Annotated in this window: 29 protein-coding genes; 16 read left to right on the top strand and 13 right to left on the bottom strand. The window is 72.4% G+C overall.

Annotation, left to right across the window (positions count from 1 at the left end; all coding sequences use genetic code 11):
• Positions 1-6: 6 nt before the first annotated feature.
• The 8 genes from ACN9M0_RS17995 to ACN9M0_RS17960 form a co-directional block, all read right to left on the bottom strand.
• The gene (locus tag ACN9M0_RS17995; RefSeq protein ID WP_426403899.1) at positions 7-1,194 is read right to left on the bottom strand and encodes a DUF6365 family protein; all 1,188 of its coding nucleotides are present in this window, start codon (positions 1,192-1,194) and stop codon (positions 7-9) included.
• Complete coding sequence (locus ACN9M0_RS17990; protein ID WP_366037036.1) at positions 1,191-1,802, bottom strand: dTDP-4-dehydrorhamnose 3,5-epimerase family protein; 612 nt, start codon at positions 1,800-1,802, stop codon at positions 1,191-1,193. The genes ACN9M0_RS17995 and ACN9M0_RS17990 overlap by 4 nt, the downstream gene beginning before the upstream one ends.
• A 21-nt stretch (positions 1,803-1,823) precedes the next feature.
• Positions 1,824-2,852 carry a Gfo/Idh/MocA family protein gene (locus tag ACN9M0_RS17985; protein WP_426403898.1) on the bottom strand — a complete coding sequence of 343 codons (1,029 nt, stop codon included), beginning with the start codon at positions 2,850-2,852 and terminating at the stop codon, positions 1,824-1,826.
• Positions 2,849-4,198, bottom strand: a complete 1,350-nt coding sequence (locus tag ACN9M0_RS17980; RefSeq protein WP_426403897.1) for an NDP-hexose 2,3-dehydratase family protein — start codon at positions 4,196-4,198, stop codon at positions 2,849-2,851. The genes ACN9M0_RS17985 and ACN9M0_RS17980 overlap by 4 nt, the downstream gene beginning before the upstream one ends.
• The gene (locus tag ACN9M0_RS17975; RefSeq protein WP_426403896.1) at positions 4,195-4,959 is read right to left on the bottom strand and encodes a DUF6081 family protein; all 765 of its coding nucleotides are present in this window, start codon (positions 4,957-4,959) and stop codon (positions 4,195-4,197) included. Before ACN9M0_RS17975 ends, ACN9M0_RS17980 begins: the two co-directional genes overlap by 4 nt.
• Positions 4,960-5,183: 224 nt before the next feature.
• Positions 5,184-6,203, bottom strand: coding sequence for an LLM class flavin-dependent oxidoreductase (locus tag ACN9M0_RS17970; protein WP_366037032.1), 1,020 nt, complete (start codon positions 6,201-6,203; stop codon positions 5,184-5,186).
• A gap of 34 nt (positions 6,204-6,237) precedes the next feature.
• Positions 6,238-6,978, bottom strand: coding sequence for an SDR family NAD(P)-dependent oxidoreductase (locus ACN9M0_RS17965; RefSeq protein WP_366037031.1), 741 nt, complete (start codon positions 6,976-6,978; stop codon positions 6,238-6,240).
• A 62-nt stretch (positions 6,979-7,040) separates the two neighbouring features.
• The gene (locus tag ACN9M0_RS17960) at positions 7,041-7,859 is read right to left on the bottom strand and encodes an SDR family NAD(P)-dependent oxidoreductase (protein WP_366037030.1); all 819 of its coding nucleotides are present in this window, start codon (positions 7,857-7,859) and stop codon (positions 7,041-7,043) included.
• A 245-nt stretch (positions 7,860-8,104) separates the two neighbouring features.
• Here ACN9M0_RS17960 and ACN9M0_RS17955 point away from each other — a divergent pair, with 245 nt between their 5' ends.
• The 4 genes from ACN9M0_RS17955 to ACN9M0_RS17940 all read left to right on the top strand — a co-directional run bounded on the left by ACN9M0_RS17955 (position 8,105) and on the right by ACN9M0_RS17940 (position 12,030).
• Positions 8,105-9,370, top strand: coding sequence for a beta-ketoacyl-[acyl-carrier-protein] synthase family protein (locus ACN9M0_RS17955; RefSeq protein WP_366037029.1), 1,266 nt, complete (start codon positions 8,105-8,107; stop codon positions 9,368-9,370).
• Positions 9,367-10,629, top strand: coding sequence for a ketosynthase chain-length factor (locus ACN9M0_RS17950; protein WP_366037028.1), 1,263 nt, complete (start codon positions 9,367-9,369; stop codon positions 10,627-10,629). The genes ACN9M0_RS17955 and ACN9M0_RS17950 overlap by 4 nt, the downstream gene beginning before the upstream one ends.
• Positions 10,630-10,646: 17 nt before the next feature.
• Positions 10,647-10,904: an acyl carrier protein gene (locus tag ACN9M0_RS17945; RefSeq protein ID WP_366037027.1), complete on the top strand. Its 258-nt coding sequence runs from the start codon at positions 10,647-10,649 to the stop codon at positions 10,902-10,904.
• Positions 10,905-11,034: 130 nt separating this feature from the next.
• Complete coding sequence (locus ACN9M0_RS17940) at positions 11,035-12,030, top strand: aromatase/cyclase (protein WP_366037026.1); 996 nt, start codon at positions 11,035-11,037, stop codon at positions 12,028-12,030.
• A gap of 15 nt (positions 12,031-12,045) precedes the next feature.
• Here the strand turns inward: ACN9M0_RS17940 and ACN9M0_RS17935 are convergent, their stop codons facing one another.
• Positions 12,046-12,828, bottom strand: coding sequence for a DUF6081 family protein (locus ACN9M0_RS17935; protein ID WP_399696224.1), 783 nt, complete (start codon positions 12,826-12,828; stop codon positions 12,046-12,048).
• A 178-nt stretch (positions 12,829-13,006) separates the two neighbouring features.
• On the opposite strand from ACN9M0_RS17935, the gene ACN9M0_RS17930 reads away from it, so the two are divergent.
• From ACN9M0_RS17930 to ACN9M0_RS17920, 3 genes are all read left to right on the top strand, one after another.
• Positions 13,007-13,435: a nuclear transport factor 2 family protein gene (locus tag ACN9M0_RS17930; protein WP_366037024.1), complete on the top strand. Its 429-nt coding sequence runs from the start codon at positions 13,007-13,009 to the stop codon at positions 13,433-13,435.
• 74 nt (positions 13,436-13,509) lie between these two features.
• Positions 13,510-14,178 (top strand): 4'-phosphopantetheinyl transferase family protein, encoded by a 669-nt coding sequence (locus tag ACN9M0_RS17925; RefSeq protein ID WP_366037023.1) that lies wholly within the window; start codon positions 13,510-13,512, stop codon positions 14,176-14,178.
• A gap of 19 nt (positions 14,179-14,197) precedes the next feature.
• Positions 14,198-15,118 carry an MBL fold metallo-hydrolase gene (locus tag ACN9M0_RS17920; RefSeq protein ID WP_366037022.1) on the top strand — a complete coding sequence of 307 codons (921 nt, stop codon included), beginning with the start codon at positions 14,198-14,200 and terminating at the stop codon, positions 15,116-15,118.
• A 122-nt stretch (positions 15,119-15,240) separates the two neighbouring features.
• On the opposite strand, the gene ACN9M0_RS17915 is transcribed toward ACN9M0_RS17920, so the two are convergent.
• Positions 15,241-15,774 carry a flavin reductase family protein gene (locus tag ACN9M0_RS17915; protein WP_366037021.1) on the bottom strand — a complete coding sequence of 178 codons (534 nt, stop codon included), beginning with the start codon at positions 15,772-15,774 and terminating at the stop codon, positions 15,241-15,243.
• Positions 15,775-16,044: 270 nt separating this feature from the next.
• Between ACN9M0_RS17915 and ACN9M0_RS17910 the strand changes: the two genes are divergently transcribed.
• Positions 16,045-16,428: a DUF6344 domain-containing protein gene (locus ACN9M0_RS17910; protein WP_366037020.1), complete on the top strand. Its 384-nt coding sequence runs from the start codon at positions 16,045-16,047 to the stop codon at positions 16,426-16,428.
• 216 nt (positions 16,429-16,644) lie between these two features.
• On the opposite strand, the gene ACN9M0_RS17905 is transcribed toward ACN9M0_RS17910, so the two are convergent.
• Positions 16,645-17,334: a DUF5324 family protein gene (locus ACN9M0_RS17905; RefSeq protein WP_366037019.1), complete on the bottom strand. Its 690-nt coding sequence runs from the start codon at positions 17,332-17,334 to the stop codon at positions 16,645-16,647.
• A 172-nt stretch (positions 17,335-17,506) separates the two neighbouring features.
• Here ACN9M0_RS17905 and ACN9M0_RS17900 point away from each other — a divergent pair, with 172 nt between their 5' ends.
• A complete protein-coding gene (locus ACN9M0_RS17900) occupies positions 17,507-18,034 on the top strand; it encodes a peptidylprolyl isomerase (RefSeq protein ID WP_399696222.1) in 528 nt (175 codons plus the stop codon).
• A gap of 22 nt (positions 18,035-18,056) precedes the next feature.
• Positions 18,057-18,920, top strand: coding sequence for a rhomboid family intramembrane serine protease (locus ACN9M0_RS17895; RefSeq protein WP_366037017.1), 864 nt, complete (start codon positions 18,057-18,059; stop codon positions 18,918-18,920).
• Between the two features lie 312 nt (positions 18,921-19,232).
• Here ACN9M0_RS17895 and crgA read toward each other — a convergent pair whose 3' ends face one another.
• Positions 19,233-19,487, bottom strand: coding sequence for a cell division protein CrgA (crgA, locus tag ACN9M0_RS17890; protein ID WP_056565215.1), 255 nt, complete (start codon positions 19,485-19,487; stop codon positions 19,233-19,235).
• Positions 19,488-19,627: 140 nt separating this feature from the next.
• On the opposite strand from crgA, the gene ACN9M0_RS17885 reads away from it, so the two are divergent.
• The 6 genes from ACN9M0_RS17885 to ACN9M0_RS17860 all read left to right on the top strand — a co-directional run bounded on the left by ACN9M0_RS17885 (position 19,628) and on the right by ACN9M0_RS17860 (position 23,938).
• Positions 19,628-20,395: a DUF881 domain-containing protein gene (locus ACN9M0_RS17885; protein WP_366037016.1), complete on the top strand. Its 768-nt coding sequence runs from the start codon at positions 19,628-19,630 to the stop codon at positions 20,393-20,395.
• 42 nt (positions 20,396-20,437) lie between these two features.
• The gene (locus ACN9M0_RS17880; protein WP_426403895.1) at positions 20,438-21,115 is read left to right on the top strand and encodes a class E sortase; all 678 of its coding nucleotides are present in this window, start codon (positions 20,438-20,440) and stop codon (positions 21,113-21,115) included.
• 64 nt (positions 21,116-21,179) lie between these two features.
• A complete protein-coding gene (locus ACN9M0_RS17875) occupies positions 21,180-21,341 on the top strand; it encodes a hypothetical protein (protein WP_017240377.1) in 162 nt (53 codons plus the stop codon).
• Complete coding sequence (locus tag ACN9M0_RS17870; RefSeq protein ID WP_190106396.1) at positions 21,338-21,976, top strand: aminodeoxychorismate/anthranilate synthase component II; 639 nt, start codon at positions 21,338-21,340, stop codon at positions 21,974-21,976. The genes ACN9M0_RS17875 and ACN9M0_RS17870 overlap by 4 nt, the downstream gene beginning before the upstream one ends.
• Positions 21,973-23,223: a class E sortase gene (locus ACN9M0_RS17865; protein ID WP_426403894.1), complete on the top strand. Its 1,251-nt coding sequence runs from the start codon at positions 21,973-21,975 to the stop codon at positions 23,221-23,223. The genes ACN9M0_RS17870 and ACN9M0_RS17865 overlap by 4 nt, the downstream gene beginning before the upstream one ends.
• 37 nt (positions 23,224-23,260) lie before the next feature.
• A complete protein-coding gene (locus ACN9M0_RS17860) occupies positions 23,261-23,938 on the top strand; it encodes a class E sortase (protein ID WP_366037013.1) in 678 nt (225 codons plus the stop codon).
• An 81-nt stretch (positions 23,939-24,019) separates the two neighbouring features.
• Here ACN9M0_RS17860 and pknB read toward each other — a convergent pair whose 3' ends face one another.
• Positions 24,020-26,035: a Stk1 family PASTA domain-containing Ser/Thr kinase gene (pknB, locus tag ACN9M0_RS17855; protein WP_366037012.1), complete on the bottom strand. Its 2,016-nt coding sequence runs from the start codon at positions 26,033-26,035 to the stop codon at positions 24,020-24,022.
• Positions 26,036-26,109 lie beyond the last annotated feature (74 nt).

The raw sequence follows: 26,109 nt of genomic DNA, 5'->3' as shown, positions 1-26,109 counted from the left end.
CCTGGCTCAGCCCAGGCGGCGGACGGCCTCCGCGAAGATCTCCGGCACGGCGGGCAGCGCGTCGAGCGCGGCCAGGTAGCGGGCGCGTCCCTCCGCGAGCCGGGCGCGCTCCCCCGGGTCGTTCAGGACGGCGTCGACGGCCGCCACCGTCCCGTCGGTGTCGAGGAGCTCGGCCTGCCGGAAGGTCCCGGTCAGCGGGTTGTCCGCGAGCAGCGGCCGGACGACGGAGTTCCAGCGCAGCGGCCACATGCTGTACGGGGCGAGGGCGTCCGGCCCCTCGGCGTGCGGGCCGCTGTGGCCGACGTACACGGCGGGCAGGTCCGAGAAGACCGAGCGGACCAGTGCCGAGGCGGGCACGTGCAACGAGAGCACGGCGTCCGAGGCGTCCAGGAGGTCCTGGTAACGGTCGGGCGGGCAGGACGGCACCCGCAGGGTGCGCTCGTCGGGCAGCCCTTCGAGACCGTCCAGGTCGGGCCCGACGACCAGGAAGCGGGTGGTGCCGGGCAGCCGGCGCAGTGCGGCGGCGACGCGCTCGGGCACCCGCCGGGCGAGGCCGCGCGTCACCGGGTCCTCGACCGACTGGGCGTGGCGCTGCCAGCCCGAGACGGACAGGGAGAGCAGCCGGTCCCCTTCGCGCAGTCCGAGGGAGGACCGCACGGCGCGGCGCGCCCCCTCGTCGGGGCGGGGCAGCGGACGCATGAACGGGTAGACCAGGGCGCGGCTGCCGGGGCCCGGGTCGGGGCGGGACCACGGCGCGGGCCGCAGCGCTACCGGCATGTCGAGGATCCGCCGGTCCACCTCCAGGCCCAGCCCGAAGTGGTCGATGCGGAAGTCCGTGTTCTCCCACTCGTACAGGTCGAGCGGGATCACCGGGACGCCGAGCCGCTCCACGAACCAGGGGTCGGTGCGGTAGACGCGGTGCATCATCAGCCAGTACGAGAGGTAGTCGCTGAGCACGATCACGTCGGGCCGCTCGGTCCGTACGGCGTCCTCGACGACCGCGCGGACACCCGCACCCATCGACGCGTCGATGACGGTGCCGGGCACGCCGGCCGCTTCGAGCTGGGGTGCGTTGTGGGTGTCCACCACGAAGTGGGCGGTGATGCCGGCGGGTGCCAGGAGCCGGGCCAGGCCCAGACCGGTGGTGACCTCGCCGTGGGTGCCGACGACCGGCGCGAGAAACAGCAGCTTCATGGTGTCCCGTTCTTCGGGTGGGCCCCGGAGGGCACGGTGCCGGGCCAGTGCGGGAGGATGCCGCGCTCCAGAGCGGTGCGCAGCGACGGTGCCCGGGCGTCCTTCTCGGACAGCAGGGGCGGTTCCTCGTGGCCCCAGGGCAGCGCCAGTTCGGGGTCGAGCGGGTCGATCTCGAACTGGGTGCCGGGGACGTGCGCGGTCGACAGGGCGTAGGAGATGCAGGTGTCGTCGGTGAGGGCGAGGAAGCCGTGGCCGAGACCTTCGGTGACGTGCACGGCCACCCCGTTCTCGGGGGTGAGCAGGGTGCTCGCGCTCTGCCCGAAGGTCGGCGAGCCGACCCGCAGGTCCACCACCATGTCGCGCAGCGCGCCGCGCACGCAGCTGACGTACTTCGCCTGACCGGGCGGGATGAGCACGCCGTGGATGCCGCGCAGGGTGTTGCGGCGCGAGGTCGAGTAGTTGATCTGCCGCACCTCGAAGGGGCGCCCGACGGCCTCGCTCACCAGGTCGGTGCGGAGCGACTCGAAGAACGTGCCGCGCGGGTCGGGCCACTGGTGCGGGGTGATCACATAGGAGCCCGGGACCTGCCGGATCTCTCGGATGTCCATGTCCGTCGTCCGTTCCTCCGCTCAGACCTTCACGACGTGCGCGGTCCTGCGGATCTCGTCCACCAGCCGGGCCTGGCGCAGCACGGCTGCCGCGGCGCCCGCGTCGGCCGTGTCGCCCTCGTCGCCCGTGCCGGCCGTGCCGGTCGCGTCGTGCGTGCTTCGGTGCCGTACGGACGCGGCGAAGGCGGCGACCGCGGCGGTCGCCTGGTCGTGCGCGGGCAGGACGCGTTCCTCGACGCCGCCCGCACGCTCGATCCGCAGCACCGGGCAGTGCTCCGCCGGAGGGGAGTAGGCGCGGTCGAGGGTCAGGCTGCCCTCGCTGCCGAGCAGCCGCCAGCCCGCCGTGTATCCGTGCTCCATGCCGAAGACCAGCTGGGCGCTCGCCCCCGTGACGGGATCGCCGAGCAGCGCGCCGCCGCCGAGGTCGACGCCGCGCGCGGTGTCGTGGCGCAGGACGGCGCCGTGCACGCGCAGTGCGGGACCGAGCAGCAGGGAGGCCAGCCGGACCGGGTACACGCCGATGTCGAGGAGGGCCCCGCCGTCCAGGTCGGCGCGGTAGCGGATGTCGTCGGCGGGGCGCGGCGGGATCGTGAACGAGGCGTGCAGCGCCCGTACGCCGCCGATCGCCCCCTCGGCCACCAGCTCCCGTACGGCCGTGTACGCGCTGTGGTGGACGAACAGGTAGTTCTCGGCGAGGACGACACCGTGCTCGCGGGCGAGGCCGAGCAGCCGGGCGGTGTCGTCGGCCCGCGCGGTGAGCGGCTTCTCGGCCAGGACGTGCTTGCCCGCGCGCAGCGCGCGCTCGGTCCACCGGGCGTGCAGGGCGACCGGCAGCGGTACGTACACGGCGTCCACGTCGGACCGTTCGAGCAGTGCGTCGTACCCCACGACGGCCGCGCAGCCGAAGGTGTCGGCGGCGGCCCGGGCCTTGTCGGCGGTGCGGCTGGCGATCGCCGTCACGACCGTGTGGGGGGAGGCCGCGAACGCGGGCAGCATGCGGCGCAGCGCGATGTCGGCACAGCCCACCACACCGATCCTCAGCGCGCTCACCGGGACGCCCCGTGGCCGGGCAGCGTACGGACGCAGGCCAGGAGGGTGCGGGCCTCGACGTCGACGAGGTTGCCGATCCGGCCGGCACGGGTGAGCTGGCGGACCGTCATCCATGTGTGGTCCTCGGGGACGTCGAGGGGGACGTCGGTCCCGTCGACCACCAGGTAGCGGTTCTCCGCGTGGTAGAACCGGCCGCCCTCCTCGGAGTGCACGGTGTCGAACAGCACCTGCTCGGGACGGGCGGCCAGCACCGCGTCCAGGTACGGCGGCCGTGGCGCGGACTCGGTGAGATTGCCCGGGTTGCACTGCACGCTGGGCCCGATCTCGGCGACGTCGAAGGTTCCCGCCTCCGCGCGGGCCTGCACCAGCAGATGGCGCTCCCCGTGGATCTCCTTGCTCACGAAGGCGATGACCCCGCGTCCTGCCGGTGCCAGCATCGGCTGGGACCAGGAGGGCACCTCGCGGCTGTCGGCCTCGACGTCGACGCCGATGATCCGGAAGTACCGGCCCGCCTCGTGGGAGATCTCGCCGCGCTCGCCGTCGCGGTGCCAGCCGTCGACCCGGCTCAGCGGGATCGTCGTACGTTCGGGGCGGTGACGCACCTTGGCCTCGGTGAACCAGTGCAGCAGCGCCGCGGTGTCGTGCAGCGGCTTCTCCGGCGCCCGCCCGGAGAGCGGAGTCTCGCCGGAGCCGTCGCCGGGCACGTCGTCGGGCAGTCCCGCGAGTACCGTGCGGGAGTCCATGTTGACGAGGTTGTCGACCCGCAGCAGCTCCGCCATCACCGGGCGCGGCACCCAGCAGAAGTCCTCGTGGACGGGGACGTCGGCGGTCGTCTCGACGACGATGTTGCGGTTGCGCTTGCCCAGGAACCACGAGCCCTGCTCGCTCTGCAGGGCGTCGTAGTGCACCCGGTCCGCGGCGCCCGGGGTGAGGAAATGGTCGATGTAGCGGACGGCGGCGCCCCGGTGCACTCGCGTGTAGTTGCTGAAGGTGGCCTGCACGGTCGGCGAGAGCTGGAGCGTGGTGATGTTGCCCGGCTCCATCTTGGCCTGCATCAGCAGATGGGGGATCCCGTCGAACCGCTTGAGCAGCACGCCGAGGATGCCGGTCTCCGGCTGCCGGATGATGGGCTGCGTCCAGGCCGGTGCGCCCGGTGCGGCCGGCTCGAACCGCAGGCCCTCGATCGAGAAGAACCGGCCGCTGCGGTGCCGGACGTCGCCCGTGGCGGGGTCGGTGTACCAGCCGTCCAGCTCGTGCAGCGGGGTCGGGGTGATGCGGTACCGGTGGGCGGCGCCTCGGCCGGCGAACCAGGAGTGGAAGCCGGCCGCGTCCTCGATGTGCGTCACGACGCCACCCCGTCGGCGACCGACAGCGCGCCCACGGTGAGACGCAGCCCCTGTCCGTGCGGACGGTCGCAGATCATCGCCAGTCCGGGCACGAGCGTCGTGGGCCGCACGGAGCCGAGCGGGCCCGGGGTCACCGAGTCCGGTCGTACCTCCTCCGGCAGGCCCTGGCCGAGGCGTTCCACGGAGAACACCTCAATGCCGTCGAGGTACCAGCGGGCCACGGCCGCCGCCGTGTCCACCGCGATCGCGCAGCGGTGCGTGTCCAGGGGGCCGCGCGGGGCGAGCGGCACGCTGTACGAGAAGCCGCCCCGTGTGCCGTCCGGGCCGGGCACGCGACCGTACAGCGCCCACACCCGGCCGCCCGTCAGCGCGAAGTCCAGGATCAGACCGGCGTCACGGTCCAGTACGACGAGGGCGCCCGCCCCGTCCCGTATGTCGTCCGCCGCCTCCCCCAGCGGCTCGGCCGAGAGCGTCGCGGACACGGTCAGCGTGGCGCCGCCGGTCGGGCACGCGGGACCGAAGGCGGCCCAGCGCAGATGGTCGAGGGGCTCGCTGCCGGGCGGCACCACGAAGGCCGGGTGCCCGGTGCCGGGGGCCGTCCCGGTCGGCTCCACCACGAGGCCGGCGTCCGTGCCGCGCGTGATCCCGTCCCCGGCCGTCAGCGCGCCGGCGGGCCGCAGCGACCAGGGGCCGTCGGGTCGGGCTTCCGGGGTGCGCACCCGCAGCCCTTCGGTGAAGTCGTCGTGGAAGAGGATCGTCATGGCGTTCTCCGTGCGGTGAGCCGGGCGGGGACAGGGGACGACGTGGGCGGCCCTGTTTCACGTGAAACGGGCCAGGTCCGGGGCGGGGGCCCGTTTCACGTGAAACGGGCCAAGTCCGGGGCGGGGAACTCGTTTCACGTGAAACGGCCAGGTCAGGGGCGCTCCTGTTTCACGTGAAACACGGCAGCGGCCGACGGTCCTGTTCCACGTGAAACAGGCCGGAGTCAGCCGGTGGCCGTGCCGGATCGTTCCAGGGCCCGGGCGGCCGCTTCGACGATGGCCAGACGGCCCTCCAGGCCGGTCGCGGCGGCCGAGACCATGACTCCGAGGGTGGTCACGCCCGCGTCCGCGTAGGCGCGCATCCGGTCCGCGATCCGGTCGACGGGGCCGATCAGCGCCGTGCGGTCGATGAAGCCGAGCGGGAGCACCGCGCCGGCGCCCGCGCGGTCGCCCGTCGCGAGCCGGTCGAGGAAGGCGGTGACCTCGGCCTCGTATCCCATCGAACGGGCCATCGCGCAGTAGAAGTTGCGCTCGGGGTCGCCGATGCCCATGAGGTAGACGTACTGGCCGCGCAGCGCGTCCGCCGCCTGTTCCGCGGTGTCCGCGACGGCGGTGGGCAGGCTGGGCAGCACCTCGAACCCGCTCAGGTCGTCCGTGCCCCGGCCCTTGCGGATCTCCGTGACGGCTCCGGCGACGGCCTCCGGTGAGGTGAAGACCCCGAGCCAGCCGTCCGCGATCTCGCCCGCGAGTTGGAGGTTGCGCGGGCCGACCGCCGCGAGCAGCACCGGCAGCCGGCCGGGGGGCCGTTCGGTCAGCAGGTGTAGGGGGGCGGGCCCGCCGACCTCGAAGTGGGTGCCCCGGTGGGTGACGGGCCCGCCGTCCAGGGCGCGGCGGACGATGTCGACGTACTCCCGGGTGCGTTCGAGCGGCCGGGTGAACTCGACGCCGTACCAGCCCACCGACACATCGGGGTTGGACACTCCGAGGCCGAGCCGGAAGCGGCCGCCGCTCAGCGAGTCGAGCGTGGCGGCGGTCAGGGCGGCCATGGCCGGCGGGCGGCCGGGGATCTGCATCACGCCCGAGATCAGGGCGATGCGTTCGGTCACCCCCGCCACGAGGCCCAGCACACTGGCCGCGTCGGAGCGGTAGCCCTCGGGGGCCAGCGCGGCGGCGTAGCCCAGCCGTTCGGCGGCGCGGGCGAGTTCACCGGCACCTTGGTGGACGAGGTTCACGGCGAGCCGCACGGTGGAACTCCTCGGAGAGACGGGGGTGGACGGTTCAGAGCAGGTGGGCGCCACCGTCCACCAGCAGGACCTGCCCGGTGGTGTACGTGGCGCGGAGCAGCCCCAGGACGGCTTCCGCGACGTCCTCCGGCCGGCCCGTGCGGCGCAGCGGAGTGGTCTGCCGCACGTGCTCGGCGATCGGCGCGAAGAAGTCGCTGTTCTGTGTCCAGGGCGTCTCGATCAGCCCGGGCGCGACCGCGTTGACCCGGACGGCCGGACCCACCGTGTTCGCGAGGAGCCGGGTCATGTGCTCGATGGCCGCCTTGCTCACGGCGTAGGGGATCGAGCTGCCGGCCGGGCGGCTGCCCGCGATGGAGGACACGTTGACCACGGCGCCGGCGCCCGAGCGGGAAAGGTGCGGCATCGCGGCGACGGTGGTCTGCCAGGTCCCGATCACGTTGAGTCCGAGGATCTCCCGCCACACCTCGGGCGTGGCGGCGGACAGGTCGGCGTGCGGGATGGCGCGGGTGCGTCCGGCGTTGTTGACCAGGACGTCCAGCCGGCCGTAGTGCGCGACGGCCGTGTCGACCAGGCGGCGCGCGTCCGCCTCGTCGGCGACGTCCGCCCGGACGTAGAGGGCGTCGGGCAGGGCGGCGGCCGTCTTCTCGCCCTCCTCCACGGAGCGGGCGGAGTTGACGACCACGCGGTAGCCCGCGGCGGCCAGCCGCTGGGCGACGGTCCGCCCGATGCCGGAGGAGGAGCCGGTGACCAGCGCGACGGGTGCCGCGGACGCCACGGGTGCCACCCGTGCGGCCGGGGCGGGCGCCGTGTCCTGTGTCGTGGGAGCTTCGGCGGCCATCAGTAGTTGCCCAGCCCACCGCAGACGTTGAGCGCCTGCGCGGTGACCGCCGCCGCGTCGTCCGCCACCAGGTACTCGACCATCGCGGCGACCTCGCGGGTCTCGACGTACCGGCCCATCGGAACCCGGGCGGTGATGCGGTCGAAGGTCTCCTGCTCGGACACCTGCCAGATGCCGGCGTAGTGCTCGCGCACCTTCTCGGCCATCGGGGTCTCCACGAAGCCGGGGCACACGGCGTTCACGGTGATGCCGGTGCGGGCCAGCTCCAGGCCGAGGGCCTTGGTCAGACCGACGACGCCGTGCTTGGACGCCGAGTACGGCACCGCGTGCACCACGCCCTGCTTGCCGCCCGTGGACGCGATGTTGATGATCCGGCCGCGCTTCTTGGCCAGCATCCCACCGGCGCCCAGCACCTCCTTCGTCATGAGGAAGACGCTCGTCAGGTTGGTGTTGATGACGTCGAGCCACAGCTCGTCGGGGATCTCGGCGGTGGCGCCGCCGCCGCTGCGGCCGGCGTTGTTCACCAGGATGTCGACCGTGCCGTAGCGCTGGACCGCCGCCGCCACGTAGGCGCGGATCTGCGCCGGGTCCGCCACGTCGCAGACCGTGCCGTCCACGTCGAGGCCCTCGGCCTGGAGCTCCTTGACCGTCTCCGCGAGTCGCGCCTCGTCCCGGGCGCACAGGAAGGTGCGCGCGCCGAGGGCGGCGAGCCGCCGGGCGATCGCCAGACCGATGCCGCTGGTGGCGCCGGTCACCAGCGCCACCGGCTTCGCCGGAGCGTTGGCCTCGGCCGTGTCCGTGGCTGTCTGCGTCGTCATCCTGCTCGTCTCCCTTGGGTCCCTCGGGCGGGTGCGGGGTGGGTGTGCGGGGCGTCCTGCCGCCCACCCGAGAGCGTGGTCGCGGCCCCTTGAGCGGGGCTGGAAGGCGGCTCGCGGGCGCCCGCGAGCGCACCATCGGCCCGCGAGCAGCTCTCGAGCCGGGCGGGGGAGTGTGCCGCTGTGTCAGAGAGGTACGGCGGGCGAAAGGAGCCCCACGCGATGCCCAGCAGCACAGGAGGACGACGGTGACCCGACGCGTAGTGATCACCGGGGTCGGGGTGCGCGCCCCTGGCGGCTCGGGGACGAAGGAGTTCTGGGACCTGCTCACCTCGGGCCGCACGGCCACCCGGCCCATCAGCTTCTTCGACGCCGCCCCGTTCCGGTCCCGGATCGCCGGCGAGGTCGACTTCGACGCGCGGGCCGAGGGCTTCTCGCCGCGCGAGGTCCGGCGCATGGACCGCGCCACCCAGTTCGCCGTCGCCTGCACCCGGGAGGCGCTCGCCGACAGCGGCCTGGAGAAGGGCGCGCTCGATCCCTCGCGGATCGGTGTCGCCCTGGGCAGCGCGGTCGCCTCGGCGACCAGCCTGGAGAACGAGTACCTCGTGATGGCGGACGCCGGCCGTGAGTGGCTGGTGGACCCGGCGCACCTGTCGCCGTACATGTTCGACTACCTCAGCCCGGGGGTCATGCCCGCCGAGGTCGCCTGGGCGGCCGGCGCCGAGGGCCCGGTCACCATGGTGTCCGACGGCTGCACCTCGGGTCTGGACTCGGTCGGCTACGCCGTCCAGCTGATCCGCGAGGGCAGTGTGGACGTGGCGGTCGCGGGTGCGGCCGACACCCCCGTCTCCCCGATCGTCGTCGCCTGCTTCGACGCCATCAAGGCGACGACTCCGCGCAACGACGACCCGGAGCACGCCTCCCGGCCCTTCGACGGCACCCGCAACGGCTTCGTCCTCGCCGAGGGCGCCGCCATGTTCGTCCTGGAGGAGTACGAGTCCGCCAAGCGGCGCGGGGCACACATCTACGCCGAGGTCGGCGGCTATGCCACGCGCTGCAACGCGTACCACATGACGGGTCTGAAGAAGGACGGCCGCGAGATGGCCGAGTCCATTCGGGCGGCCCTCGACGAGGCCCGTCTCGACCGCACCGCCGTCGACTACGTCAACGCGCACGGCTCCGGCACGAAGCAGAACGACCGCCACGAGACGGCCGCGTTCAAGCGCAGCCTCGGCGACCACGCGTACGCGGTGCCCGTCAGCTCCATCAAGTCCATGGTGGGCCACTCGCTCGGCGCGATCGGCTCCATCGAGATCGCCGCCTCGATCCTGGCGATCGAGCACAACGTCGTCCCGCCGACGGCGAACCTGCACACCCCCGACCCCGAGTGCGACCTGGACTACGTGCCGCTCACCGCGCGTGAACTGCGCGTCGACACCGTCCTCACGGTGGGCAGCGGCTTCGGCGGCTTCCAGAGCGCGATGGTCCTGCACCGCCCGGAGGTGGCCGCATGAGCACGCCGTCGAGCGCCCCGGCCGGCGCCTCCGGCCACAAGAGGGTCGTCGTCACCGGTCTCGGCGTCACCGCGCCCGGCGGCATCGGCACCGAGCGCTACTGGAAGGCCCTGCTGACCGGCGAGAACGGCATCGCCGAGCTGTCCCGGTTCGACGCCTCCCGCTACCCGTCCCGGCTGGCGGGCCAGATCGACGACTTCGAGGCCTCCGAGCATCTGCCCGGCCGGCTGCTGCCGCAGACCGACGTGTCCACCCGTTACGCGCTCGTCGCCGCGGACTGGGCGCTCTCCGACGCGGGCGTGGGCCCCGACGCCGGCTTCGAGGACTACGACCTCGGCGTCGTCACCTCCACCGCGCAGGGCGGCTTCGACTTCACCCACCGGGAGTTCCACAAGCTGTGGAGCCAGGGACCCGAGTACGTCAGCGTGTACGAGTCGTTCGCCTGGTTCTACGCCGTCAACACCGGCCAGATCTCCATCCGCAACACCATGCGCGGTCCCAGCGCCGCGCTGGTGGGCGAGCAGGCCGGCGGCCTCGACGCGATCGGCCACGCCTGCCGAACGGTCCGCCGCGGCACCCGGCTGGTGCTCACCGGCGGCGTCGACTCCGCGCTCGACCCCTGGGGCTACGCCTCCCAGCTCGCCGGCGGCCTGGTCAGCACGGTCGCCGACCCGGAGCGCGCCTACCTGCCCTTCGACGCCGAAGCCTCCGGCCACGTGCCCGGCGAGGGCGGCGCCGTGCTCATCGTCGAGGACGCCGACTCGGCGCGCGAGCGCGGCGTCGAGCGGATCTACGGCGAGATCGCCGGCTATGCCGCGACCTTCGACCCGGCGCCCGGCTCCGGCCGGCCGCCCGCCCTCGGCCGCGCCGCCGAACTCGCCCTCGCGCAGGCGGGTCTGACGCCCGCCGATGTCTCCGTCGTGTTCGCCGACGGCGCGGGCGTCCCGGACCTCGACCGGGCCGAGGCCGAGGCGATCGGCCGGCTCTTCGGGCCGCACGGCGTTCCCGTGACCGCTCCCAAGGCCCTCACCGGGCGCCTGTGCGCGGGCGGCGGCCCCACCGATCTCGTGGCCGCTCTGTTCGCCCTGCGCGACCAGGTGATCCCCGCGACCGGCCGGACCGCGCGGGTGCCCGACGCCTACCGGCTCGACCTGGTGACCGGGCAGCCCCGCGAGGCAGCCCTGAGCACCGCCCTGGTCCTGGCCCGAGGCCGACACGGCTTCAACTCGGCCGTCGTCCTCACCACCCACCGACCCTGAACCCAAGGAGACCCACGATGGCACCGCTGACCCTCGACGCACTGCGCACCATCCTCGTCGCCTGCGCCGGAGAGGACGACAGCGCCGACCTCTCCGGCGACATCCTCGACACCACCTTCGAGGACCTCGGCTACGACTCCCTGGCCCTCATGGAGAGCGCCTCCCGCATCGAGCGGGAGTTCGGCATCACCCTCGACGACGACGACGTCAACGAGGCGCTCACCCCGCGCCTCCTGCTCGACCTCGTCAACGGTTCCGAGGTGCGGGCCGCCTGACGCGACCTCACCACCGGTCGGCCGGTCGGCCGGCCCCGGGGGCACGGCCCGCACCACCCGTGCGTGAGGTGCCCCCGGGGCATCCCCAGCGCCGTCCCCGCACGAATCCCCCGCCCAAGGAGTACGCCCCATGGCCCGCACCGCCGCCCTCCCCACCCCGACCGTCCACCGCAGTGAGCACTCCGTGACGGTGGCCGCGCCCGCCGAGACGCTGTACGCCCTCGTCGCCGACGTGACGCGGTGGCCCGCCGTGTTCGAGCCGACCGTGCACGTGCGGCACCTCGCCCGGGACGGACGGACCGAACGGTTCGAGATCTGGGCCGAGGTGAACGGCGAGATCGCGCACTGGCGCTCGCGCCGCGTCCTCGACCCGCGGCGGCTGTACGTGTCCTTCCGCCAGGAGCACAGCAGGCCGCCCGTCACGTCCATGTCCGGCGGCTGGCTCTTCCGGCCGCTGGCCGACGGCCGCACCGAGATCGTGCTGCGCCACCGGTTCACGGTCGCCGGCGACGACCCGGCCGCCGCGGCCCGGATCGAGGAGGCCCTCGACCGCAACAGCGCCCGCGAACTGGGAGCCCTCGCGGCGCTCGCGGAGACCGGCCACCCCGTGGACGACCTGGTCTTCTCGTTCACGGACACGATTCCGCTCACCGGCGCGGCCCGCGACGCCTACACCTTCGTCGAGCGCGCCGAACGCTGGGCGGAGCTGCTGCCGCACGTCGCCCGCGTCACACTGACCGAGCCCGAACCGGGCCTGCAGTGGCTGGAGATGGACACCGTCACGGCCGACGGCTCGGCCCACACCACGCGCTCGGCGCGGATATGCCGCGCGCCGGAGTGGATCGCGTACAAGCAGCAGCGCACCCCCCGGCTGCTGTCCGGCCACAGCGGCGAGTGGACGTTCGCGCAGACCCCCCAGGGGGCGGTGGCGACCGCACGTCACACGGTCGCCGTCGATCCGACGGGCATCACCGAGGTGCTCGGCCCCGACGCCACACTCGCCGATGCCCGTACGTACGTGCGCGAAGCCCTCGGCCGCAACAGCCTGACGACCCTGCGCCACGCGGCCGAGGCGTCCGGTGCGGCGCAGACGGCGGACGCCGCCGAAGCGGCCGAGGCCGGCTGACCGCCGCGCCCGGGGTCAGGGCGCGTCATGGCCCTGCGAGCCCGCCGCCAGCGCCACGCGGCGGGCTCGCAGGCGCACCCCCTGGCCGTACGCCGCCGTGGCGAGCAGCCCGAGGCCGACGGTCAGCCGGTCCGGGGCCACCTCGGCACGGGGACCCGGCGTGGAACGCTCCAGGTGGCGCCCGTACCGGGCGTCGAGCTCCAGGCCCGTACGGTCCACCGCGAACACCTCCTCGCCCGCGAGCAGCCAGCGGGCCCGCCCCGCCGACGCGTCCACCTCGACCGCACACCGATGCCATGCCTCGGGAGTGCGGGGCGCCACCGGAACGGCGTACGCGAACGAGCCGTGCGCCGCGCCGGGGCGTGGCAGCCGCTCGTACAGCGCCCACACGAACCCGTTCGTCAGCGCGAAGTCGAAGGCCAGGCCCGAGACCATGTCCACGCAGATCAGCGCGGCCATCGCGCACGCCGGGCCGTCCCCCTCCGGGTGCCGGTCCGCCGACAGCACCCGCGCCGACAGGTCCGCCTCCGCCCGGAACGGCCCGGGCCCGCGCGCCTCCGGCTCCGCGAACGCGGCCCACCGCAGATGCGGCTCCTGCTGCCCGGCCGGCGCCCGGGTGAACGCGGGCCGCTCCCCGTGCCCCGTGCCGTACCCCGACGCCACGCACAGCCCGTCGCCGTCGCCGGGCGTCCGCACCCGGGCGTCTCCCTGCGCGAGCCACGGCAGCGGCCGCAGCCGCCAGCGGGCCGCCCGACCCGGAGCGGCCCAGTCCTCGTGGAAATCGTCCTCGAAAAGCATGCCCGGCTCCTGTGTCGGCTCGGTGGCGACGCGTCGTGACGGAGCGAGGTTCGTCGGCCCGGCTCAAGCCGCAGTGGAGCCCCCTTCGAGCCCGCCCGGCTCAAGCCGCAGTGGAGCCCCCTTCGAGCCCGCCGGGCGAGGGTGACGCCATCGACCGTCTCGCGCTCTGGAGGAACCGGTGACCGACACCGCCGTCCGTACCGATGTCTACGCCCAGGTCCAGCACTTCTACGCCCACCAGATGCAGGCCCTCGACGGGGGCCACTTCGCCGACTACGCGGCCACCTTCACCGAGGACGGCACCTTCCAGCACTCCCCCGGCGCCCGGCCGGCGGTGGGCCAGGCCGGGATCGTCGCCGAACTGGTGGAGTTCCACAAGCGCTTCGAGGGCGACCCGGTCCAGCGCCGCCACTGGTTCAACCACATCGCCCTGGAGCCGCAGAGCGACGGCTCGCTGCGCTCCACCGTGTACGCCCTCGTCGTCACCGTCCGCCCCGGCGGGAAGCCCGAGATCACGCCCAGCTGCGTCGTCCACGACGTCCTGGTCGTCACCGACGAGGGGGTACGGACCCGCTCCCGCCAGATCACCCACGACCAGCTGGCCTGACCGCCCGCGCCGCCGTGCGGACACCACGGGGCCCGGACCCCGGCCCCGCTCCCCGTCCCGGGCGGCCGCTGCTGGTGCACGGCACCGTCGAGGAATGGGCACGGGCCGCCGAATCCCGCGGCGGCCCGCCGCATCCCGGGGACACCGCCCGCCTGCGAGGCCTGCGCGACGACCGGCTGCGACGCCGCTTCCAGGCCTCCAGGCTGCTGCTGCGCACCACACTCGGCGCGCTCGCGGGCCGCGACCCCGACGGGATCGCGCTCGCCCGCACCGCGCTGGGCCGCCCCTACGCCCCCGACCTGCCGGAGCTGGACTTCAGCCTCAGCCACACCGGCTCCCTGCTGGCCGTCGCGGTCGTCCGCGGCGGCCGGGTCGGCGTGGACGCGGAACGGCCCGGCCGCCGCATGTCCGTACTGGAGCACCGGATGTGCACACCCCATGAACGGGCCGGACTCGACGCACGAGGGCTGCGCGGCACGGCGCGCGACGCGGAGCTGCTGCGCCTGTGGACCCTCAAGGAGGCCTACACCAAGGCGCTGGGCACCGGGCTGCGGCACCCGCCCCGCACCCTCGGCCTCGACCCGGCGGACCCGGCCGGCCGGCCCGCGCTACCCGGTGTGGCCGCCGGCACCCTGAGGACCGCCACCCACACCCTGCCCGACGGAACCGTGGTCGGCGTGGTCAGCGCGAGCGGGTTCGAGCGGGGCTCCAGCCGCTCAGCCGACGATGAGCCAGTTCCATGATGTCGAGGAGGAGACCCACATGACCGGAATCACCGCCGGCACCGTCCCGACCGAGCTGACGGAGGTCGCCGACGGGGTGTTCGCCCACGTCCAGCCGGACGGGGGCTGGTGCCTGAACAACGCCGGTCTCGTCGTCTCGGGCGACCGCGCCGCGCTCGTGGACACCGCGGCCACCGAGGCGCGCGCCAGGGCCCTGCGCGAGGCGGTGCTCCGGGTCGCCCCGGCCGTCCCGCAGGTCCTGGTCAACACCCACTTCCACGGCGACCACACCTTCGGCAACTTCGTCTTCCCGGAGTCCCTCGTCGTCGGCCACGAGCGCACCCGTACGGAGATGACCGAGGCGGGCCTGCACCTGACGGGCCTGTGGCCGGACGTCGAATGGGGCGACCTGCGCCTCGTCCCGCCGGCGCTGACCTTCCGCGACCGGCTCACCCTGCACATCGGCGAGAAGACGGCCGAGCTGCTGCACCTGGGCCCGGCGCACACCAGCAACGACACGGTGCTCTGGCTGCCGGCCGAACGGGTGCTGTTCACCGGCGACCTGGTGATGAACGGAGTGACGCCGTTCTGCCCCATGGGCTCGGTCGCCGGCTCCCTCGAAGCCCTGGACACGATGCGCGCCCTCGCCCCGGAGGTGGTCGTCACCGGCCACGGCCCGGTCGCGGGCCCCGGCGTGTTCGACGAGACCGAGGGCTATCTGCGCCTGCTCCAGGACCTCGCCGAGCAGGGTCTCGCCGAGTCCCTCGACCCGGTCGAACTGGCCCGCCGTACCGACCTGGGCGAGTACGGGCGCTGGCTCGACGCCGAGCGGCTCGTCCCCAACCTCTTCCGCGCGTACGCCGAGAAACAGGGCGAGCCCCGCGGTTCCCGCGTGGACATGAGCGAGCTCTTCGCCCGCATGATCGACTACCACGGCGGCCTGCCCACCTGCCACGCCTGAGCGTCCGGCGGGTTCTCCACCCGCCACGCCTGAGCGTCCGGCGGGTTCTCCACCCGCCACGCCTGAGCGTCCGGCGGGTTCCCCACCCGCCGCACCCGGGCGGGGAACCCGCCGCCGCCCGGTCACGCGCCCGCGGCGATCTGCGCCGGTGTGGCCGCGGCCGGCAAGGAGTCCCACGCGGCGAAGGCCCCCCGCCGGTACAGCAGCGGGCGGGCCTCCTCGCGTAACAGCACCCGCTCCATGCGGCCGATCAGCAGCCGGTGGTCACCGGCGACCAGGCTCCGTTCCAGCGTGCACTCCGCGTGGCCCAACACCCCGTCGAGCAGCACCGGGCACGCGGGCACGGACTCACCGCGCCGCCACGCCACGCCGTCGAACTTCCGGTCCGAGCGACCCGCGAAGGTGCGCGCGAGCTCCTCGCCCCCCTCGGCGTCCAGCAGATGCAGCGCGAAGGCCTGCGCGCCGAGCACCGCGGGCAGCGTGCGGGAGCCCTCGTCCACGCAGACCAGCAGCTGGGGCGGGTCGAGGGAGACCGCGCTGAACGCGGTGCAGGTGAAGCCGAGTGGTCTGCCGTCAGGGCCGGCCGTGGTCACCACCGCGACGGCCGCCGGTACGGATCCGAAGAAGTCGCGGAATGCCTCGGGCCCCAAAGCCATGCCTCTCACCGCCGTCGTCTCGCACGTGCGCAGCACCGGGGCGGACCCCCGGGGCCCTGCCAGCGTCTACGCGACGTCTGGAGGCCGTCTGGACTCCCGCTGGAGAAGCCGATGCCCGGCACTGGGCCGGACGGGTGGTGTTCATCGGAAGAACTGCGCGGCGGCGGCGTCGGTCCATGGAAATCCGAAGCGCATCCACATCATGAGGAAAGTACGTAAAGCGCGCAAACCGAAATGAACCATCTGAGAACGCCACGAAAGTGAGGGGTCATGGCCACCGCCAAGGTCAAGCAGTTCTGGACCGCCTTCATCTCCGTCCTCTTCGCCCTGCTCGCCTCCGTCGGCCTGGCGAACACCGCCGCCGCGGCCGGGCAGCCCGCCGTCCAGCAGCCCGAGGAGCCGGCCGCGCCCGCCGCCGCCGTCCGCGCCGCCACCACCGGGGAGCGCGCCACCGCCTCCGTACCGGCACAGCGGGCGCACCGGTGGCCGCTCGTCGGGGACCGCTCCCTGCCGCCCACCATCAAGCAGCGCATCGCCGCCGAGGCCCACGGTTCCTCGCCCGCCGCGCGTCAGCGCTCGTCGGCGACCGGCGCGACCGCGACCGAGAGCGACCCGGCCGCGCTGACCGAGCTGGCGCTCGCCGCTGCGGCGTAGGGCGCGGGGAGACGACGACGCGTACTCCCCGCACCCCCGCACCGCACTCGTACGACCTGCACATACGGCCGGCACCTACGGCCTGCTCGTACGGCCTGTTCGTACGACCGGCACAGACGGCCTGTTCGTACGGCCGGCACCTACGGCCTGCTCCTACGGCCTGTTCGTACGACCGGCACAGACGGCCATCACTCGCAGTACGCAGAACCTGGTAGGTCAGCGACGCTCGTCGCGCTCCGTGGCCTCGGCCTCGGTCTCCTTGGCCTCCACCTCCGGATCGCGGGAAGACCCACTGTCGTCGACGGACGGCAGAGCGGACTCCTCGTCCATCTCGGTGGGAGCGGGAGGTTCGACCAGCCAGTCGGGATTGGCCTGCTTGTCCCACCACTTCCAGGCGGCGAACGCGCCGCCGACCAGGACGCCGAGGACGACGAGTCCCTTGGCGAGGCGTCCGGCCCTGGCCCGACGCTCGTGCTTCTTCACGATCTTGTTGATTTCCTTCGGTGTCACCTGACCGCGCAGCGCGGCCCAGGCGGCAGTGGAACGCGACCCGGCCTCCTCGAAGACAGGACCGGTCGCGGCGACCGCGCTCTCGACGCGCGGAACGGTGTAGTCGGCCGCCTGACGGGCGGCCCGGCGGGTCTGGACCGCCGCACGGTGTGCGGCCGCGTCGACCCGTGGCGGTACGTGCGGTGCGACATAGCAGTCGTACTGCGAGCGAGCCTGCGTACGGGCCTGCTGAGCGGCCTTCGAGAGCTTCGGGCCGATCACCACCCGCGCCTCGTGCGCGTAATGCGTGGCCTGGTCCTTGGCCGTTTCGGCGTACGGCGCCACCACTTCCGCGGCGTGCAGGACGCTCTCCTTCGCCGAACCTGTCGCGGCGCGCACGCTGTCCATGCGGGTCACAGGATTCCTCCTCCTCGGTGGCGATGTCGGTTTTTCACCTTTCCATCCTTTTCGGAATCATGCCCCCCGGAGCGAGGTCCGGCATGCGGGGCTGGCATCCGGGGCATGCGAGGATCGGACACGCCAGAGACAGACGTGACATGACGCGACATGACGTGGACGGAAGGCGACCGTGGCCGAGCAGCTGTACGCGATCCTCAAGACGAGCCTGGGCGACATCGAGGTGCGGCTGATGCCGTTCCACGCCCCGAAGACGGTCCGGAACTTCGTCGAACTCGCCTCGGGCGAGCGTGAGTGGACGCACCCCGCCACCGGCACGGTCTCCTCGGACCCGCTCTACGACGGAACGGTCTTCCACCGGGTCATCAAGGGCTTCATGATCCAGGGCGGCGACCCGCTGGGGAACGGCACGGGCGGACCCGGCTACGAGTTCGCCGACGAGTTCCACCCGGAGCTCTTCTTCGACCGCCCCTACCTGCTGGCCATGGCCAACGCGGGCCCGGGCACGAACGGCTCGCAGTTCTTCGTCACCGTGGGCGCCGCGACCTGGCTGAACCGCAAGCACACCATCTTCGGCGAGGTCGTGGACGGGGAGAGCCGGAAGGTCGTGGACGCGATCGCGACCACCGCGACCGACCCCCGCACCGAGCGTCCGCTCCAGGACGTGGTCGTCGAGTCCGTGGTGATCGAGAAGCGCTGAGGCGGAAGGGACGGGACCTCCCATGGACACGCAGCCCGGTCTGCTGCGCTGCTACCGCCACCCGGAGGCCGAGACCGGCATCCGCTGCGCCCGCTGCGAGAGGCCCATCTGCCCGCAGTGCATGATCTCCGCCTCCGTCGGCTTCCAGTGCCCCGAGTGCGTGCGCAAGGGCTCGGGGACCGGCCACGCCGCCGACGCCAACCAGCCCCGGACGCTCGCCGGCGGCCGGGTGGCGTCCGACGGGCGTCTCATCACCAAGATCCTCGTCGCGATCAACCTGGCGCTGTTCATCGCCGTCCAGGTGGTCGGCGACCGGCTCCTCGACGACCTCGCGCTCATCGGCGGCGCCTATCTGCCGAGCGGTGAGCTGGTCGGGGTCGCGGACGGCGAGTGGTACCGCCTGCTGACCTCCGCCTTCCTCCATCAGGAGATCCCGCACTTCCTCTTCAACATGCTGGGCCTGTGGATGATCGGCGGGATCGTCGAACCCGAGCTGGGGAGGATCCGGTACGCGGCCCTCTGTCTGCTCTCCGGGCTCTCCGGTTCGGCGCTCGCGTATCTGCTCTCCCCGCAGAACCAGTTCTCGCTCGGCGCCTCCGGCATCGTCTACGGCCTGATCGGCGCCTGGATCGTGCTGGCCCGGCGCAGGCGGCAGGACATGCGGCCGGCGGTCCTGTTCGTGGCGCTGAACCTGCTCATCACGTTCACCCGTCCGGGGATCTCCTGGCAGGCGCACATCGGCGGTCTGGTCGCCGGCGTCCTCGTGACGTACGCGATGGTGCACGCGCCCCGGGCCCGGCGGGACCTCGTGCAGTACGGGGCCTGTGCCCTGGTGCTCCTGATCGACCTGGGGATCGTGCTCGCCCGTTCGGCCGCGCTCAACTGAGCACACAGCACTGCGAAAGAGCTCTTCTGTGAGCTTTCCCCAGAGTTATCCACAGTGCGTGGCGGATCCTCCCCGCTCTGTGGGGAAAGACTACGCCCCTCGCCTCTGACCTGGTGTTTCTCCAGGGAGGCGAGGGGCGTTGCCCATTTCACAGGGGGTGATTCCGGTCATACCGGCGTCAACCCCGTGCGAGTTATCCACAGATCTTCGTAAGTTATCCAGTGCTGTGTACAACGCTGTGGATAAGCTCGGGGGAGAGCTTGACGAGCGACCCGTGCGACCGCTAGATCGCCCGGACCGCGGCTCGTCCCGCTACTTCCACTGCGTGGAGACGCCGAAGCCGGCCGCGATGAAGCCGAAGCCCACCACGATGTTCCAGTTCCGGATGGACTCGACCGGCATGGAGCCGTCGGTGACGTAGAAGACCACGATCCACACCAGCCCGATGGCGAACAGCGCCAGCATCACGGGTGCCACCCAGCTGCGGTTGGTCAGCTTGATATTGGTGGCCTGCTTGGCGGGCGGAGGCGTGAAGTCGGCCTTCTTGCGGATCCGTGACTTCGGCACGAGGGACTCTCCTGTCGATGCGCTGCGTGACCGCGCAGGGAACTGTGGCTGGCGCCGGGATGTGACGAAGGAGGACGACTGCGTCCCCCAGGCGTCCGTTAGCGTAGTGGTTCCGCGGCACCGAAGGGGATCAGGGTACGTTGAGCAATTCCGCCGACACTCCCGAAGGGCCGGGCCGCACCACGAGGTGGCGCCCCGTCCGAGTGCTCACCCTTGCCGTTTTCGCCCTCGCCGGACTGATCTTCGTCACCAGCTTCAACACCGCCAAGGGCACCAACCTCCGTACGGACGCCTCGCTCCTCAGGCTGTCCGACCTCATCGAGGAGCGCAGCCACAAGAACGCCGGCCTCGACGAGTCCACCGCCGCCCTCCGCGCCAAGGTCGACTCCCTCGCCGCCCGCGACGACGGCTCCACGCGCGCGGAGGACGAGAAACTCGACGCGCTCGAAGCGGACGCGGGAACCACCGAGGTCTCCGGCTCGGGCCTCACCGTCACCCTCGACGACGCCCCGCCGAACGCCCAGGCCGCCCCCGGCTACCCCGAACCGCAGGCCAACGACCTGGTCATCCACCAGCAGGACCTCCAGGCCGTCGTCAACGCCCTGTGGCAGGGCGGCGCCGAAGGCATCCGCGTCATGGACCAGCGGCTCATCTCGACCAGCGCCGTGCGCTGCGTCGGCAACACCCTGATCCTCCAGGGCCGCGTCTACTCGCCGCCGTACAGGATCACCGCTGTCGGTGACCGGGGGAAGCTGACGAAGGCCCTGGCCGGCTCCCCCGCGCTCCAGAACTACCAGCTGTACGTCAAGGCCTACGGGCTCGGCTGGAAAGTCGACGAGCACAGGGCGGTGACTCTTCCCGGCTACTCGGGCACAGTGGACCTCCACTACGCGAAGCCGGTGAGCTGAGGGGCGACCCCGCCGGCGTGCCGACCGGGGGGAGCCGGGGCCGTGACGGTACGACTGGTCGTACGGAGCCTCAGCGAGCTGTGCATCACCGCCGGCGCCCTCGTCGTCCTCTTCGTCGCGTACCTCCTGTACTGGACCGGCATCCAGGCCGACAGCGCCAGCGCCGCCCAGATCGACACCCTCCAGCGGGAGTGGGCCGGCACGCCCGTCGCCGCCGCACCCGCCCCCGCGCGCGTACCGGCGCCGTACGCCACCGGCAAGGGCATCGCCGTGATGTACGTCCCCCGGCTCGGCCGGGACTGGAAGTGGCCCGTCCTCGAAGGCACCGGGCCCGACGTCCTGAAGGAGGGCCTCGGGCACTACACCCGCACCGCCGCGCTCGGCGGCACCGGGAACTTCGCCGTCGCCGGCCACCGCCGGACCCACGGCGACCCCTTCAAGGACTTCCCCCGGCTGCGCCCCGGCGACGCGATCGTCCTCACCGACGGGACCACCTGGTTCACGTACCGGATCGACCGCGGCCCCTACCGGACCGTCCCCACCGACACCGCCGTCGTCGACCCCGTCCCGCGGAAGTCGGGCTTCGACGGGCCCGGCCGCTACCTCACCCTCACCACCTGCGACCCCGAGTGGGGCAGCAGCCACCGGCTGGTCGTCTGGGCGCACCTCGACGCCACCCGCCCGGCGACCGACGGCCGTCCACAGGCTTTGGACAGCTGACCCCCCACGGCCCCCTCGCCCCGTACTCTGGTCCCCGTAACGAACGGAAGGGGCGGTCGACGTCATGTACGGCTGGATCTGGCGGCATCTGCCGGGCAACGCGTGGGTGCGGGCGCTGCTCTCGATCGTGCTGGTCCTCGCGGTCGTCTACGTCCTCTTCCAGTACGTGTTCCCCTGGGCGGAGCCACTGCTTCCGTTCAACGATGTGACGGTGGACGGCCAGTGAGCGCGCGAATTCTCGTCGTCGACAACTACGACAGCTTCGTCTTCAACCTCGTTCAGTACCTCTACCAGCTCGGCGCCGAGTGCGAAGTCCTCCGCAACGACGAGGTCGAGCTGAGCCACGCCCAGGACGGCTTCGACGGCGTCCTGCTGTCCCCGGGGCCCGGCGCGCCCGAGCAGGCCGGGGTCTGCATCGACATGGTCCGGCACTGCGCCGACACCGGTGTGCCCGTCTTCGGCGTCTGCCTCGGCATGCAGTCGATGGCCGTGGCGTACGGCGGCGTCGTCGACCGCGCGCCCGAGCTGCTGCACGGCAAGACCTCGCTCGTCACGCACGAGGGCCAGGGCGTCTTCGCCGGGCTGCCCTCGCCGTTCACCGCGACCCGCTACCACTCGCTGGCCGCCGAGCCCGCCACCGTGCCGGCCGAGCTCGAGGTCACGGCGCGGACCGAGGACGGCATCATCATGGGGCTGCGCCACCGGGAACTCCCGGTCGAGGGCGTGCAGTTCCACCCCGAGTCGGTCCTCACCGAGCACGGGCACCTGATGCTGGCCAACTGGCTGGAGCAGTGCGGCGACAAGGGGGCGGTGGGCCGGTCGGCGGGACTCGCTCCGGTGGTGGGCAAGGCCGTCGCGTGACGACGGGCTCGCCGTGGTTCCGGGCGACGAACGGGCCGCAGCCCGAGCCGATACCCGAGGACCCGTACGCGACGACCGCCGAACCGTACGCGCCCGCTGAACCCTACGTACCCGGCGACGCGTACGTACCCGGCGACGCGTACGCACCGATCGAGCAGTACGTACCTGCCGAGCCGTACGCGCCCGCCGACTCGTACGCGCCCGCCGACTCGTACGCGCCCGCCGACTCGTACGCGCCGCCGGCCGAGCCGTACGCGTACGAGGAGCCCGCATCTCCCGCGGGCGTCGCCCAGGACCACCCCTACGAGCCCTCGTACGGGCCGTACGAGGCCCAACAGGCCACGCAGGCCCCGGCGGACGAGACGATGCCCCTGCGGGCCCTGGAAGAGGTCTCCGAGCCGATTTCCGAACCGCCCGCGGGGCCGGGCCGGGCCGAGCGCCGTCGCGCCGCCAAGGGCGGCCGGGGCAGGACCCGCGGCGCCGCCCCCTCGGCCTCCGCGTCGGCCGCCCCCGAAGGCCGGCCGCTCTCCCGCGTCGAGGCCCGGCGGGCCGCCCGCGCCGCCAAGGACAGCGCCGGCGTCGTCGCCAGCCGCGTCGTCGGGGAGGTCTTCATCACCTTCGGCGTCGTCATGCTGCTCTTCGTCACCTACCAGCTGTGGTGGACGAACGTCCGGGCCGGCCAGGAGACGGACCGGGCGAAGGCGCAGATCGAGGACACCTGGGCCAAGGGCGGCGGCGACGACAACGAGCCCGGGGCCTTCGAGCCCGGCAAGGGCTTCGCCATCATGTACATCCCCAAGCTGGACGTCGTCGTCCCCATCGCCGAGGGCATCAGCAAGACCGACGTCCTCGACAAGGGCATGGTCGGCCACTACGGCGAGGGCAAGCTCAAGACGGCCATGCCGGCCGACAAGCAGGGCAACTTCGCGGTGGCGGGCCACCGCAACACCCACGGCGAGCCGTTCCGGTACATCAACCAGCTGAAGCCCGGGGACCCGATCGTCGTCGAGACCCAGAACGCGTACTACACGTACGAGATGGCCAGCGTCCTGCCGCAGACCTCGCCCTCCAACGTCTCGGTGATCGAACCCGTGCCGAAGCAGTCCGGCTTCAAGGGCCCCGGCCGGTACATCACGCTGACCACCTGCACGCCGGAGTTCACCAGCACGTACCGCATGATCGTGTGGGGCAAGCTGGTCGACGAACGCCCGCGCAGCAAGGGAAAGCCGGAAGCGCTCGTAGGCTGAGCCCCCACACCTCCGGACGGGACGACGGGACGACCTAGTGGCACGCGCGCGCAACCGGATCGCCGGGATCATCAGCCTCTTCGGCGAACTCCTCATCACGGCGGGCCTGGTGCTCGGCCTCTTCGTCGTCTACTCCCTGTGGTGGACCAACGTCCTCGCCGACCGCGCCGCCGACAAGGACGGCGCCCAGGTCCGCGACCACTGGGCCGACCAGAGCCCCGGGGCGCTCGACACCAAGGACGGCATCGGCTTCCTCCACGTACCCGCCATGCAGAACGGCGAGGTCCTGGTGAAGAAGGGCACCGGCACCGACGTCCTCAACCACGGCGTCGCCGGCTACTACACCGACCCGATCAAGTCCGCGCTGCCGCAGGACGAGAAGGGCAACTTCACGCTCGCCGCCCACCGGGACGGGCACGGGGCCAAGTTCCACAACATCCACAAGGTGAAGACCGGGGACGCGATCGTCTTCGAGACCAAGGACACCTGGTACGTCTACAAGGTCTACAAGACCCTTCCCGAGACCACGAAGTACAACGTGGACGTCCTCCAGCCCGTCCCGGAGGAGTCCGGCAGGACCAAGCCCGGCCGCTACATCACGCTGACCACCTGCACCCCGATGTACACCTCCGACTACCGGTACATCGTCTGGGGCGAACTGGAACGCACGGAGAAGGTCGACCGCGACCGCACCCCTCCGGCGGAACTGCGCTGAAGCCCAGGAACACGAAAGAGCCCCGGCATCCTGTACGGATGCCGGGGCTCTCCCCTTGTGCGTGCCGGTTACGGCCGGGCGTCAGCCGAAGAAGCCGCCGCCGCCGGGGTTGCCGTTGTTGTCCCCGCCGCCACCCATGGTGAAGACGTTGACGGTCTCACCGGTGTTGACCGTCGACCCCGCCGCCGGGACCGAGTTGACCACGGTGGCGTCCTCCTTGTCGGAGCCCTGCTGGACCACCACCAGGCCCAGGCCCTCCAGCTGCGCCTTGACGTCCTTGAACTTCTTGCCGCCGATGTCGGCCGGGATCTGCACCTGGGTCTGCTGCGGACCCTTGGACACCTTCAGCACGACCTGGACGTCCTTCGGCTGGTTCGACGGGCCCTGCGGGGTCTGGTCGACGACCGTGCCCGCGGGCTCGTTCGAGTCGACCGGCTCCTGGGTCACGTTCGTGAAGCCGATCGCGTTCAGCTGCTGGACGGCCTGGTCGTAGTTACGGCCCTTGAAGCTGGGCAGCTCGGACAGCTGCTTCTTCGCGACCGTGATCGTGATCTCGGAGTTCTTCTCCGCCTTGGTGCCGCCGTCCGGGTTCTGCTTCAGAACCGTGCCGGGGTCCTCCTCGGACTCCTCCTGCTCGACCTTGACCTTGAAGCCCTTGTCCTTGAGGCTCTGCTCGGCCCGGTCCTGGGACTGCTCGACGACGTCCGGGACCTCGATGAGCGGGGCGCCCTCGGAGAGGAACACCTGGATCGTGCCGCCGGTGGCCATCGTCGCGGTGCCGTCCGCGACCGGATCCTGGCGGCAGATGGAGTTCTTGGGCTGGTCGCAGCGCTCGGTGCCGGACTGCGCGACCTTCACCTGGGTGTTGCGCGCGAGGCCCTGCGCCCCTTCCATCGTCTGGCCGACCAGCTGAGGGACCTTGACCTGCTGCGGCCCCTCCTTCTTGTCGAAGATCGAGACACCGATGAAGATCGCGCCGACGAGCACCAGGATGCCGGCGAGGACCAGGAGGATCGTCGAGGTGTTCGACTTCTTCTGGCCACCGCCGCGGCGCCGGTCAGGACGGTCGTCGTAGCCGTAGCCGTAGCCGCCGTCGTCCGGGTTGATCGGCGGCATCATCGACGTCTGGCCGGCCGGGTCGGCCTGGCGCAGCGCCGTCGTCGGCTGGTCCTCCGGCGGATAGCCGTAGCCCCCGCCGTACGCGGGCGCGCCCGCCATGCCCATCCCCATGCCCATCGCGGCGGCGGCCGCGACCGGCTGACCGTCGAGGCAGGCCTCGATGTCCGCGCGCATCTCGTCGGCGGACTGGTAGCGGTAGTCGGGGTCCTTGACCAGCGCCTTCAGGACGATGGCGTCCATCTCGGGCGTGATCTCGGGGTCGAAGTTGCTCGGCGGCTGCGGCTCCTCGCGGACGTGCTGGTACGCGACCGCGACCGGGGAGTCGCCGAGGAACGGGGGCCGGACGGTCAGGAGCTCGTAGAGCAGGCAGCCCGTGGAGTACAGGTCGGAGCGGGCGTCGACCTGCTCGCCCTTGGCCTGCTCCGGGGAGAGGTACTGGGCCGTGCCGATCACCGCGGCGGTCTGCGTCATGGTCATGCCCGCGTCGCCCATGGCGCGCGCGATGCCGAAGTCCATGACCTTGACCTGGCCGGTGCGCGTCAGCATGACGTTCGCCGGCTTGATGTCACGGTGCACGATGCCGGCGCGGTGCGAGTACTCCAGCGCCTGGAGGATGCCGACCGTCATCTCGAGCGTGCGCTCGGGCAGCAGCTTGCGCCCGGAGTGCAGCAGCTCACGCAGGGTCGACCCGTCGACGTACTCCATCACGATGTACGGGATGGAGACCTGGTCGACGTAGTCCTCGCCGGTGTCGTAGACCGCGACGATCGCCGGGTGGTTCAGCGAGGCGGCGGACTGTGCCTCACGGCGGAACCGGGCCTGGAAGGACGGATCGCGGGCCAGGTCGGCCCGCAGCGTCTTCACGGCGACGGTGCGGCCGAGCCGGGTGTCCTGGGCGAGGTACACCTCGGCCATGCCACCACGGCCGAGCACCGGGCCCAGCTCGTACCGGCCGCCGAGGCGACGCGGCTCTTCCATAGCTAATCCAGCCCTCTCCGTCTGTCCCGACCGCACCCATGGGTGGTCCGGCGGTGTGTGCTGTTCGCGCATAC

It is taken from the genome of Streptomyces sp. R-07 (genome assembly GCF_049913175.1).
GTDB lineage: Bacteria > Actinomycetota > Actinomycetes > Streptomycetales > Streptomycetaceae > Streptomyces.
Note: the sequence above shows the minus strand (reverse complement) of the source record. Positions and strands in the feature narration are given on the sequence as shown.